At 71.5% G+C, this 11,231-nt stretch carries 12 protein-coding genes and 1 pseudogene; 8 read left to right on the top strand and 5 right to left on the bottom strand.

From position 1 onward, the window contains the following. The 6 genes and pseudogenes from ACIO5D_RS37325 to ACIO5D_RS37300 form a co-directional block, all read left to right on the top strand. Positions 1–92: pseudogene (locus tag ACIO5D_RS37325) on the top strand (IS5/IS1182 family transposase); the annotation flags it as partial. A 113-nt stretch (positions 93–205) separates the two neighbouring features. After that, on the top strand, positions 206–1,042 hold the full coding sequence (locus tag ACIO5D_RS37320; protein WP_400800690.1) for a TrmH family RNA methyltransferase: 837 nt from the start codon (positions 206–208) through the stop codon (positions 1,040–1,042). A 138-nt stretch (positions 1,043–1,180) separates the two neighbouring features. Next, a complete protein-coding gene (locus ACIO5D_RS37315) occupies positions 1,181–1,390 on the top strand; it encodes a DUF397 domain-containing protein (RefSeq protein WP_400800687.1) in 210 nt (69 codons plus the stop codon). A 185-nt stretch (positions 1,391–1,575) separates the two neighbouring features. Continuing rightward, positions 1,576–2,403, top strand: coding sequence for a hypothetical protein (locus tag ACIO5D_RS37310; protein WP_400800684.1), 828 nt, complete (start codon positions 1,576–1,578; stop codon positions 2,401–2,403). A 145-nt stretch (positions 2,404–2,548) separates the two neighbouring features. Then, complete coding sequence (locus ACIO5D_RS37305) at positions 2,549–3,094, top strand: NUDIX hydrolase (RefSeq protein ID WP_400800681.1); 546 nt, start codon at positions 2,549–2,551, stop codon at positions 3,092–3,094. Between the two features lie 363 nt (positions 3,095–3,457). Then, positions 3,458–4,663 (top strand): MFS transporter, encoded by a 1,206-nt coding sequence (locus ACIO5D_RS37300; RefSeq protein WP_400800679.1) that lies wholly within the window; start codon positions 3,458–3,460, stop codon positions 4,661–4,663. Here the strand turns inward: ACIO5D_RS37300 and ACIO5D_RS37295 are convergent. The 5 genes from ACIO5D_RS37295 to ACIO5D_RS37275 form a co-directional block, all read right to left on the bottom strand. Further along, positions 4,576–5,961: a TfuA-like protein gene (locus ACIO5D_RS37295; RefSeq protein WP_400800677.1), complete on the bottom strand. Its 1,386-nt coding sequence runs from the start codon at positions 5,959–5,961 to the stop codon at positions 4,576–4,578. The two genes, ACIO5D_RS37300 and ACIO5D_RS37295, sit on opposite strands and share 88 nt — an antisense overlap. Further along, complete coding sequence (locus ACIO5D_RS37290) at positions 5,958–7,130, bottom strand: YcaO-like family protein (RefSeq protein WP_400800675.1); 1,173 nt, start codon at positions 7,128–7,130, stop codon at positions 5,958–5,960. The genes ACIO5D_RS37295 and ACIO5D_RS37290 overlap by 4 nt, the downstream gene beginning before the upstream one ends. 111 nt (positions 7,131–7,241) lie before the next feature. After that, positions 7,242–7,400: a hypothetical protein gene (locus ACIO5D_RS37285; RefSeq protein ID WP_266328455.1), complete on the bottom strand. Its 159-nt coding sequence runs from the start codon at positions 7,398–7,400 to the stop codon at positions 7,242–7,244. 29 nt (positions 7,401–7,429) lie between these two features. Continuing rightward, entirely contained in the window at positions 7,430–8,050 is a 621-nt protein-coding gene (locus ACIO5D_RS37280; RefSeq protein ID WP_363614745.1) for a hypothetical protein, read from the bottom strand. After that, a complete protein-coding gene (locus ACIO5D_RS37275; RefSeq protein ID WP_363614743.1) occupies positions 8,050–8,688 on the bottom strand; it encodes a hypothetical protein in 639 nt (212 codons plus the stop codon). Before ACIO5D_RS37275 ends, ACIO5D_RS37280 begins: the two co-directional genes overlap by 1 nt. Before the next feature lie 177 nt (positions 8,689–8,865). On the opposite strand from ACIO5D_RS37275, the gene ACIO5D_RS37270 reads away from it, so the two are divergent. Further along, the gene (locus tag ACIO5D_RS37270) at positions 8,866–10,209 is read left to right on the top strand and encodes a tetratricopeptide repeat protein (protein WP_363614741.1); all 1,344 of its coding nucleotides are present in this window, start codon (positions 8,866–8,868) and stop codon (positions 10,207–10,209) included. A 210-nt stretch (positions 10,210–10,419) separates the two neighbouring features. Further along, a complete protein-coding gene (locus tag ACIO5D_RS37265) occupies positions 10,420–11,226 on the top strand; it encodes an HAD hydrolase family protein (protein ID WP_400800670.1) in 807 nt (268 codons plus the stop codon). Positions 11,227–11,231: the final 5 nt, after the last annotated feature.

Raw genomic sequence — 11,231 nt, 5'->3', positions numbered from 1 at the left:
TCCGCTACGAGATACGCGCCGACCTCCACCTCGGCCTGCTCCAACTCGCCTGCAGCATCATCTGCCTGCGAAAGCTCCGAACCTCATTCTGAAACAATCAGTTAGTGTCAACAGGCTGTGCCGGTGTAGGGTTTCCAGCTTCGCTGGTGCGGACTCCGCCGTGGTCGGAACGCATCGAAGTAGCCGGCTCACCCTTGGAGGACAGGTGCCAGCGGTTCAACGGATCACCTCCCGCAACGCCCGGTTTCAGCAGTGGGAGGCCCTGCTCACCAACCGGAAGAAGCGGAGCCAGCTCCGTGAATTCCTGGTTCAGGGGGTTCGGCCGATCTCGCTGGCCGTGGAGTACGGCTGGCCGATCAACGCGCTGCTCTACGACGACCGGCGGAAGCTGTCGGGCTGGGCGCAGGAGCTGCTGCGAACGACCCGGGCCGAGCGGATCGTGATGGCGCCGGAGCTGCTTGCGGAGCTGGGCGAGAAGACCGAGGGCGCGCCCGAGGTGATCGCGGCGGTCGGCATGCCGACGGACGACCTGGGCCGGATCGAGGTCGGGCCGGACTTCCTCGGTGTCCTGTTCGACCGGCCGACCATGCCGGGCAACATCGGGAGCATCATCCGGTCTGCGGATGCCTTCGGCGCACACGGGATGATCGTTTCGGGCCACGCTGCCGATGTCTACGACCCGAAGGCCGTGCGGGCGACCACGGGCAGCCTGTTCTCGCTGCCGTCCGTCCGGGTGCCGGGGCCGACCGAGGTGATGGCCTGGGTGGAGCAGCAGCGCACCGCCGGTCACCCACTGGTCCTGGTGGGCACGGACGAGAAGGGCGACGCGGACGTCTACGACTTCGACCTCACCCAGCCGGTGCTGCTGCTGGTCGGAAACGAGACGACCGGGCTGGCCGGCCAGTGGCGGGAGCTGTGCGACTACACGGTGAGCATCCCGATGACGGGGGCGGCCAGTTCGCTGAACGCGGCGAACGCCACGACCGCGATCCTGTACGACGCTTCCCGGCAACGGATCGCCGCCGGGAAGCGTCCTCGCTGATCGCAGGTCAGGTCCAGGTGCCGCCTGCGGTGGCACGGCGGTATACCTCCAGGTGCTTCGCGGCGATCACGTGATGGCCCCACTACCTCTCCGGCGTGGTGGGGTCTCTACTCGCAAAGCACGGGAGGAGCAGCACCCATGGCCGACCTGGACCTGTTCGGCGCTCGTTGGCGCAAGAGTTCACACAGTGCCCAAGAGGGGCAGTGCGTCGAGGTGGCTTTCGACTATCCCGGGCTCGTCCCTGTCCGTGACTCCAAGGACCCCGTGGGCCCCGCGCTCGTCTTCCCCACCGCCACGTTCGTCGCGTTCGTCGCAGGCGGCAAGGCCGGGGAGTTCGGCACCGTCTGATCGACGGCATACGGTGGCGGATCCGGACCGGGTGTGGACGGTCACGTAATTCCCCAGGCTGTCATCCCGTCGTTCCGGAGAGGTATCCGAAGGCCGGCGTGCCTAAAGCGGCCCGAACTACCGCCCTGAGCGGAGGCCACGCGAATTCACATGACAGCTGCGGCCGGCTCCGCGATCATTGACCGATGGCCACAGAACCGGACATTCTCAGCCTGAGCATCATCTGCCCACCGCCCGGCGAGGGCGGTGTGGAGGTCCGCCCGGTCGTCAACGGCCGGGATCTCCTGGCCGACATATCCCCCCGTGGCGGGGAAGGAGGCCCCTGGTACGCGGGAGGAAGCCCCCGGCGTCTGTTGGGCCCGGCCAGGCCGTTGCATGCCACTGCGACGCCCCACGAGGTTCTCCTCGCTCGATCCGGGTGCGGCCTGGAGCGCTGCTGTGGTGCTCTGTACGTGACGGTCAGGTGCGACGAGGAGCACGTCGTCTGGGCAGGCTGGCGCGACCCGGCCAATCAGGACCTCGGCCTGCCGGAACTCCGGTTCACCGCGGGCCAGTACGAGGCCGCGGTCCTGCGAGCCGAAGAGGACCGCAGCTGGGAGTGGCCGGCAGGAACGGTTGCGACGCTGCTTGAGGCGGGGCTGAGGGACCGCGAGGACTGGCTCGTCAGGTGGGACTGCGAGTTGGAAGCCGTCTGGACCTCCCGCGAGGAACCCGATCGAATCCACCTCGTTCTGAGGCACCCCCGTAACCGGGCCGATACGGATCTGCCCTGGATCCAGTTCGGGACGACCCTCCCGATCTCCGCGGACGACCCATCGGACCAGGCCGAGCACCTTGAAGCGTGGCTGACCGCAGGCGATCCCCGTGCCACCGCCGAGGTCTGGGGAGCTTCGCAGCCCGAGGAACTGGGCTACCCATGGCCGGCCGAGCCGCTGTTCATGGGAACGGCAGGGCGAGGCGAGGTCAGGCCCCTCCCGCCCTTGGGCACCCACTCGCAACCGCCATCCCCGTGAGGACCGTGACCGTGCGGGTGGGGAATCACGTAATGCTGATCATGTAGATCGTGGGGAAAGGCGTGACCACCGACACCGCAACCGCAAGAAGCTCGGTCCCGTGGCGGGCGCCCCCGCCCAGGCCGGGGGCCGTACAGTCCTGGCCATGACGACCGACACCACCGCCGCGTCGTGGCGCGAGATCGAACGCACCACCGTCTTCAGCAAGTTCGGCCGGTCCGTCGACCGCGTCGTCTTCGAACTGCCCGACGGCAGGACGGAGGAGTTCTACCTGAAGAGCGAGCGCCCGGCCGGCGCGGTGCTCGCCCTCACCACCGATCAACGCGTCATCCTCGCCCGCCAGTACCGGCCCGGCCCCAGCCGCGTCCTGTCCGAGCTGCCCGGCGGCTTCCTCGAACCCGGGGAGCAGGCGGCCGACGCCGTCGCCCGGGAACTGCTGGAGGAGACCGGCTACCAGGGCGAGATCCAGGTGGTCGGGCCGTACTGGCACGACGCGTACTCCGACACCCGCCGGTTCGCCTTCGTCGCCATCGGCTGCACCAAGGTCGCCGAGCCGACCCCCGAACGCACCGAGTTCATCGACGTCGTCACCGTCGGCCTGCAGGAGTTCCGCACCCGCGTGCTCCGCATGGGCGAGATGACCGACACCGCCGCGGCCTACCTCGCCCTGGACCACCTCCGGCTCCTGTAGCCCCTGGTGTCCGCGCGGCCGGGTGTCCGGCTGTCGAGTGGCACGGCCGCACAGGGTGGGTGCGTGCCGGATGGTGCCATCTCAACGGCTGTTCGCGGTGCGGAAGTTCTCGCTTCGAGGCGCGTCCTGGTGCGTCGGCGACAGACGATCTTCTGGTTGCTCTAGAGTCGGTGCGAGCTTCCCGGTGGCGCCCCCCGCTGCCGGGAGTTCGTGTTCTCTGGGCGGAGTTGGATCTTGCGAAACGTGCGTCTGCCGGACCGGGAAGCGCTGGGATCTGTCCCACGGATCGGCTGGGGGGCCCGCGTCCGGGGGGCAGGGGCGCCGCTGGCGATCAGGCTTTACCGGCTGCACTTCACCGCCCGTTTGCTGTCGTGGACCGGGTCGGCGGTCTCGCCGATCGGCCTGGCGTTCGCGGTGCTGCACATCGACGGGGGCGCCAGCGCGCTCGGGCTGGTGCTGGCGGCCGGCGTTGCGCCGCAGATCCTGCTGCTGCTGGTGGGTGGCGTCGTGGCGGACCGGCTCTCCCGGGCCCGGGTCATGGTGTGGTCCAACATCGTCTGCGCAGTGGCGGAAGCGCTGGCCGTCGTGCTGCTGTGGGCCGGGGCCGCCCGGGTGTGGCACCTGGTCGCGATGTCGGCGGCTTGCGGGGCCGCGTCGGCGTTTTTCAATCCGGCGGCCGGCGGCATCGTGGTGGAGGTCGTGCCCGCCGAGATGCGGCACGCGGCGAACGCGCTGCTCAAGATCGGGCAGAACACGGTGAAGGTGGCGGGACCCGCGCTGGGTGGTGTGATGGTCGCGGCCTTCGGGCCGAGCTGGGTGATCGGGTGGGACGCGCTCACCTTCGCAGCCTCGGCGGTGCTCTTCGCGCGGATCGACCTCAGCGCGGGTCCGGTGAAGCTGAAGGCCCGCTTCACCGCCGACCTGCGCGAGGGCTGGGACGACTTCCGTTCCCGGCGCTGGCTGTGGATGATGGTCAGCCAGTCCGCTCTGGTCGTGCCGGTGTGGTTGGCCGGCTATCAGCTGCTCGGCCCGGTCTACGGGGCCCGGTTCCTGGGCGGTGCGGCGCCCTGGGGCACAGTCGTGTCCGGGTTCACCGCCGGGCTGGTGGCCGGCGCCGCCGTCGCGCTGATGTGGAAGCCCCGTCTGGTCGGGCGGATGGTGTGCCTGGGCACCGGGACGATGGCGCTTCCGCTGGCCGCGATGGCGCTCGCCGCCCCGTTGCCGGTTCTTGTCCTGGCGACCGCGGTGGCCGGTACGGGGCTGGCGATCAGCATGACCGTGTGGGCCTCCCTGGTGCAGGAGCGCATCCCGGCGGACCGGCTGAGCCGGACCACGTCGTACTCGACGCTCGGCCAGATCCTGCCGGTTCCCCTCGGGTACCTCCTCGCGGGGCCGGCCTCCCACGCCTTCGGAGTCCGCTCCACCCTCGCCGCCGGCGCCCTGGTGATCGCGGCGGCCGCCGTCGTGCCGCTGGCGCTCCGTCAGGTGCGCCGGCTCTCGCTGGCCGCCGCCGACGAGGTGACGGCAGCGGGCGGTGAGCTCGTCCCCGCGGCCCGGGCGCCGAGGTAGAAGGCACGGGCGACCTCGATGGCGCCCGCGAAGTCGCGAAACGCCCGGTCGCGGGCCGCCGCGTCCAGCACCTCCCGCTCGGCGTCCGCCTCCAGGTTCCAGCGGGCCGCCAGGTGCCGGCCGATCCGGTCCGGGTCCAGGTGGGCGGTGCTGCGGCGGGCATCGCCGGCTTCGACGGCCGCGTTCAGCGCGAACGCGGCGGAGACCACCTCGGTGGTCGCCAGGCCCGCGTCGAGCAGTTCCCCGGCCTCGGCGCGGGTGGACGGCCACGCCGACCAGGCGCCGTCCAGGCGGGCCGAGCGGACCATGATCCTCAGCAGCGACTCGGCGGGGGCCAGGTCCCGGATCTCCTCGGGGGTGAGCCAGAACGCCAGCTGCTGCCGCGACATCCCCGCGGTGTCCACTCCCTCGGCGGCGGCGACCCGCAGCGCGGCGCTCTCCAGATCCGCCGCCCCGGTCGCGTTCCGCCGGGCGACGGCGGCCAGGACCCGCGCCCGCCACCGGCCCGCGAAGTGCGGGTCGTGCAGCTGCTGGTGCTGGAGCACCGCGAGGAACGGCGCCGTGCCGGTGTCCTTGCCGGGGCGGAAGGTCGCGGCCCAGTACCGCACGAAGCTGGTCCGCCACGGCTCCTCGGCCCACGCCCCGGCGCCGGTCACCGGCGGGAGGCCAGCCGCGACCAGGGCGAGCGCGCGCTCGGCGTCCTCCCGTTTGAGGTCGTACGGGTGGGTGCGGCGCCAGACCTCTACCCTCTCGAACGCCTTGGTGGCGCCAGCCGCGCGGGCACCGTGGCCCAGGGCCGGCCACGAGCGGCGGGTGTAGGGCAGGGCCCGGGCGAGGCCTTCGAGAGTGCGCGCGTCGTCCGTACTGATCAGACCGGCCTGCGAGCAGCGGGTGAACGCGGTCCGCAGGTTCACCAGCGCCTCGGCGAGCGGTCGGCCGTCGGGGGTGTGCAGGACGGCCACCTCGTCGTCGGCGTCCAGGACCCCGGCTCGCAGCTGGTCGAAAACGGTGCCGACGCCGGTCATGCCGTAGGGGGCAAGCTCGGCGGCGCGAAGAGCGCCCATGCTCGCGGCGCCGACCACGCGCACGCCCTCGGCCAGCAGCAGCAGGATCTCCTTGTGCCGCACGGGCGCGCTCTGGTGCCACAGCCCGTCGATGATCAGGACAATGTCGCCGTGGCCGGCGTCGAGCCGCAGCAGGTCGCCGTGCCGAACCGGCGGATGGCACGCCGCGCCCGGGACGAGTTCGCGGACGCGGGCGGCCGGCAGGGTGGGGCCGGCGAAGACGTGGACTCTCACGTGGCGACCTCCGAAGCCGGGCGGGGGATGATGTGCCGGGCGTCGTAGCGCAGGTGAGGCGCCAGGACCTTGACCACCGCGAACTCCTCGCGCTCGTGCGGGCCCCAGGTCAGGTCGATGACCAGGGGGTGAACGCCGGTGGTGTGGGCGACGAGCGTGGCCAGGTGTCCCGCCTCGCCGTCGTCGGTGGCGAAGCCGACGACGTAGCGGCAGGCGACCGTCGCCCAGTTGGTGACTGGTCCCGGGGTGGGGGTGGGGCCGCGGTGCCCGGTGGCGCGGTAGGCAGCCGGGTGGATGTCCTCGCGGCTGCCGGTGATCTGTGTGAGCCTCGACTGTGCGGCCTCCGTGATCGCCCGCGACAGGGCGACATGCGGGTCCAGATTGGCGCCGGATCCGGAGACCAGCAGCGCGGGCTGGTCCTCGCGCCACAGGTAGCAGGCCATGACCGGGACGCCGAACCGGTTGGGCAGATGCCACAGCTCCAGCCAGACCCGGGCCGCCCGCACCCGGGCGATCAGGTCCGCGCAGTGCGGGTCCTCGACGGTCGCCGGGTCGATCAGCTGAGCGGGCCACGGCCGGCCGGGGCTGGTGAGGTCGCTGATCGTGTCGCGCTCGATCACCTCGCACAGGCCGTGCACGACGGCCTCGGCGCGGGTGTTGCCGGAGGCCAGGCCGTTGGTCGAGGCGCTGGGCAGGTGCAGGCGCCACTGGTCGTGGACCTCGCGGCCCAGGCCCACGCACGCGGCCGGCACCGGCACGGGGGTGTCGTCGACGGCCGAGCGGGCGGTGATCCAGTCCAGGACGGTGCGGGATGTCAGCAGCGAGCCGGGGTGCGACTCCAGAGCGGTGACCGGGTAGGGCAGGCCCATCTCCCGGGCCGGCGCGCGCACCGACGGGGCGGGAACGGTGCGTTCGCCGTGCCATGCCTCGATCGCCTCCATCGCCCCGGACACCCGGGCCGCGTCCAGCGTGGCGCCCTTGCCCTGGGCGACCGAGAGGGTCCGGGCCAGGGGCCGCACCGCCATGGTCACCGGGATGGCGAGGTCGTCCAGGCCGGTCACGTCGGCGACGCGGGTGATCCCGTACGTCGTCAGCAGCGGGCGGATTCGGGTCCAGGTCTGTGCGGGGTGGCGGGTGCGGTGGGTGCCGTCGAAGAACGCCTTGCGCATGCTGCTGCCCTTCCTCCTCAGGATGGCGAAGCCCGGCCGCCGGACACCCAGGTCATGGGCGGTGCCCGGCGGCCGGGCGATCAGCTACTCAACTACCGGCTGCCGGCCGCCTCAGACGGTGGGCAGCTCGTAGGTGTGGGTGTCGGGGAAGGCGGAGTCGGGCACGGCCGGGTCGCCGCCGGAGTTCTGCGGCATGTTGCCCTCGGCGTGGAGCTCGGCCACGAAGTCCGCCGGGTCGACGACGACCCCGGGGGTGGTGATGTCGGGCATGTGCGTTCCTCCTTGAGCTGGACGGGCTGCTACACCGAGAGGTTGGTGAAGCAGATGGTGATCAGTACCTCGCGCGACGCGGTATCGAGCGGGGTACGCCAGTGGGGGATCCGACTGCCGTCGAATCCGGTCAGCACCCGTTGGCGGATCGGGAACAGCCCGCCGCCGTCTGGGTAGGGGGTGTCGGCGAGGCGGCCGGCGACCTGCTCGGTGGTCAGATACCGCAGGTTGGGTAGCCAACCCATCGCGCCAAGGCCCGGGGTGAGGCCGCAGCTGAAGGTGATCTCGCACTTCCCGTCGTCCCGGTGGACGTGCATGTAGTCGCCGGGCGCGTAGTACTTCAGGCCGAAGCGGATCGGAGTCATCCGCCGGTGACCGGTCGCCTCGCCGGCCACGTCCGCCAGCGCCTTCGACATCGCCAGCGAGCTGAGCGCGGCACCGCCGGTGTGGACCCTGCAGCGCTGCGGGGAGGTGATCGAGCCATCCCGCATCGCCAGCAGCCCGGGGCGTTGGTTGTGACGCACCACCGCGTACGGCTCGCACCGCTCGGCCTCGGCCGCGATCTCCTCCCACAGGCCCGCGTCCAGGATGTCGCTCGGCACCGGGGCCCGGCCTTCCGCCAGCCAGGTCTGACGCAGCGTCACCGACATCACAGGTCCATGAACGACATGGTGACCAGCAGGCCCATCGGCAGCGTGAGCCGCGGACGCCAGTGCGGGACGTGGTAGCCGGCGAACGCCCGCACGCTGCCGTTGCCGTGCGGGTGCGCGAGCGCCTGGAAGCCCTCCCCCTCGGGGAAGATGCCGTGCTCGGCGACGACCTCCCCCAGGAAGTCCGGGTGCGCGTTGCGCAGGTGCGGCGCCCAGCCCATTGCCGGCAGGTCCTCGGTGAGCGCGATCCCCACCGTCACCGTGGACTTCACCGAGTCGGTGTGGATGCCCTGGAAGTCGCCCTCCCGGTAGAGGACCACCGCGCCGCCGCGCGGCACCAGGCGCGCGATGCCGGTCGCCTCGCGCAGCCGGGCCAGCAGCACCTTGTCGTAGGCCAGGGCCTCCAGTACCGGCCCGGGCGGGACGAAGCCGCAGTGGACCGGCGAGGCGAACGAGCCGTCCCGGTGCGAGCTGGTGTGGTCGTGCACGTGCGGGGTGACCAGTTCTAGGCGCCCGCGCGACTCCTCGAACAGGGCCTGGAAGCGGTCCGGCGCCAGCACGCCGGGCAGCAGGGCCGTCCCGTTCTCCTCCCAGGCCGCGCGAGCCGGGAGCCGTTCCGCGAGCGCTTCGGTGTCCATCGTCCCCTCCGGATCTCTCGTCTCGGACAGCCGCCCGGTGCCTCGGCCAGGCAGGGGCCCGGCGATTCCCGATCGCCCCGTGCAGCTGACGATGAGTCAACAGCCGGTCACGACCCGCATCTACGGCTCGCGCGGGGGCTACGGTTGAAATCCTTGAATTCCGGGGGAAGGCGACTCATGTCCGACCGCGCCCGCAACACAGCCCTCCAGAACCTCATCCGTGAGACCGGCTGGAACAACGGCCAGTTCGCCCGCGCGGTCAACGCGGTGGGCACCGAGATGCACCTGGGGCTCAAGTACGACGACACCGCGGTCTGCCACTGGCTGACCGGCACCACCCCGCGGGCCAGAGTCCGGCCGGCGATCCTCGAAGCCCTCAGCCGCAAGCTCGACCGGACCATCACGAGCGCCGCCGCCGGCTTCGGCGCCACCGCCCCGGTGCCAGACCGGCCAGACACCGCGACCGCCCTCATCGAGCTCTGGAGAGCAGACATGGACCCCTCCCGCAGGACGGTGCTCGGCGCCGTCGGCCTCTACTCCGTCGCCCTGGCCGTCCCCGGCTGGCCAGACGTCATAGGCCGCGCCCAGCACGTCCGCCAGGCCGGGACCCGTATCGGGGCGAACGAGGTCGCCACCGTCACCGCCATGGCCGAGCGCCTCTCGCAGATGGACGACGAGTTCGGGGGCCGCTTGGCCCGCCCGCTCGCAGCCGCGTTCCTGGGCAGCACCGTCGCCCGCTATCTGCAGTGCGACGCCTCCGAGGCCACGAAGAAGGCGATGTGCTCGGCCGCCGCCGACCTCGCCTACCTCACCGGCTGGATGGCCGTCGACGAAGGCCAACACGGGCTCGCCCAGCAGTACTACACCCAGGCGCTGAACCTCGCCGGAGCCGCCGAGGACCACCTCACGTACTGCACGGCACTGCGCGGCATGAGCGTCCAGGCGGTCGGACTGGGACACGGCCGCAAAGCCCAGCAGTACGCCGACGCCGCAGCGGAGGCCGCCCCGGCGGCCGGCCCGAGAATGCGGGCCTTCCTCGTAGGCCAGCAGGCCCACGCCTCAGCCGCCGTCGGCGAGCGCCACACCGCCCTTCGCCAACTCGCAGAAGCCGAAGCCGCGCTCGACAAGGCGACGTCCGGATCGGCGCACGTCGCCGGCTACCACCCCGCAGCCCTGCACTACCACGCCAGCCACGTCCTGTTCGAGCTGCGCGACCTGGGCGGGTCCATCACCGCCATGCAGGAATCCAACCGCCACCGCCCGCCCACCGAACGCCGCGCACGAGCCCGCTCCACCGCCCTCCTCGCGGAACGCCAGTTTGCCTTCGGCCACCTCGAAGCCGCCTGCGCCACCTGGAACACCTTCCTCGACGACTACCAGCACGTCAGCTCCGCGCGCTGCGACGACGACTTCGCCTCCCTGCGGCGCTGTGCTGCCCAGCACCGCGGCAACAGGATCGCCCGCGCGCTGGGCGAGAGGGCACGAACGCTGGCACCCACCGCCGACCGCCGTCCCATCTGAGCGACCATGTCGATACCTTGGACCCGCCTGGTAGCCGCGGCAGGTGAAAGCCCACCTCACTGGGCGCCCCGGACGGGCATCCTGGGGTGATGAACCGACGATGACCCCGACACCGCTTCTGCGGTCTGCCACCGTTCGTTGCCGTTGCCGTTGCTGCGGATCGGAGACCTCTGCCTTCGGGCGTACACGGTCGTTGTATAGGATCCTGTGATGTTCAACCTTCGCGCGCGCACCGTGGTTTTCGATATCGACGGCACACTCTGCTTCGACGGACGGACGATCGATGACCGGATTCTCGCGGCGATCGACGGGTGCCGGCAGGCCGGCTATCACGCGGTTTTCGCGTCCGCCCGGCCGGTCCGGGATCTTCTGCCCGTGCTCGACGGGGCCTTCCCGTCCGCGACGCTGATCGGCGGGAACGGAAGCCTCGTCTCGGTCGACGGTCAGGTCCGGGCTCGGGCCGCGTTCGACCCCGCCACGCTCGGCGCGCTGATGGACGCGGTCGAGCGGTACGGAGCGACCTACCTCGCGGACGGGCCCTGGGACTACGCGTACACCGGACCGGCGGACCACCCGATCCGGGGCCGTGTCGATCAGGGAAACCTCGCGAACAGGGTGGACATCGCCGAGCTTCCCGAGGTCGTGAAGTTCCTCGTTGTCGGCACGGCGGACACGGCGGACACGGCGGACATGGCGGAACTCGCCGAGGCCGGCCGAGGGCTGGGGCTGACGGTCAACCATCACCTCGATGAGGGGATCATCGACTTCGCGCCGGGTTCGACGACGAAGTGGGAAGCCCTGAAGTGGATGGGGCTCAGCGAGTACGTCGCGTTCGGCAACGACATCAACGACTTCGATCTCCTGCGGAACGCGGAGCGGGCAGTGCGCGTCGGCTCGCACCCGGGTCTGGACGAGGTCGCGCAGGTCACCGTCGCGGCCGACCCGGAGGCGGTCGCGGCCGAGATCTCACTGCTGGCCGAGGCGGCCCGGACCAGCCTCCCGGCGACGGCACTCTGAAACCC

The sequence above is a fragment of the Kitasatospora sp. NPDC087315 genome, assembly GCF_044744345.1.
In the GTDB taxonomy this organism is placed as follows: domain Bacteria; phylum Actinomycetota; class Actinomycetes; order Streptomycetales; family Streptomycetaceae; genus Kitasatospora.
This window is presented reverse-complemented; position numbering and strand designations above follow the sequence as displayed.

Excerpts from the sequence above, each read along its gene's own strand:
- ACIO5D_RS37270 (WP_363614741.1), top strand. The coding sequence starts at position 8,866 with ATGTCCGACCGCGCCCGCAACACAGCCCTCCAGAACCTCATCCGTGAG.
- ACIO5D_RS37275 (WP_363614743.1), bottom strand. The coding sequence starts at position 8,688 with ATGGACACCGAAGCGCTCGCGGAACGGCTCCCGGCTCGCGCGGCCTGG.
- ACIO5D_RS37305 (WP_400800681.1), top strand. The coding sequence starts at position 2,549 with ATGACGACCGACACCACCGCCGCGTCGTGGCGCGAGATCGAACGCACC.
- ACIO5D_RS37315 (WP_400800687.1), top strand. The coding sequence starts at position 1,181 with ATGGCCGACCTGGACCTGTTCGGCGCTCGTTGGCGCAAGAGTTCACAC.
- ACIO5D_RS37285 (WP_266328455.1), bottom strand. The coding sequence starts at position 7,400 with ATGCCCGACATCACCACCCCCGGGGTCGTCGTCGACCCGGCGGACTTC.
- ACIO5D_RS37290 (WP_400800675.1), bottom strand. The coding sequence starts at position 7,130 with ATGCGCAAGGCGTTCTTCGACGGCACCCACCGCACCCGCCACCCCGCA.
- ACIO5D_RS37310 (WP_400800684.1), top strand. The coding sequence starts at position 1,576 with ATGGCCACAGAACCGGACATTCTCAGCCTGAGCATCATCTGCCCACCG.
- ACIO5D_RS37280 (WP_363614745.1), bottom strand. The coding sequence starts at position 8,050 with ATGTCGGTGACGCTGCGTCAGACCTGGCTGGCGGAAGGCCGGGCCCCG.
- ACIO5D_RS37265 (WP_400800670.1), top strand. The coding sequence starts at position 10,420 with ATGTTCAACCTTCGCGCGCGCACCGTGGTTTTCGATATCGACGGCACA.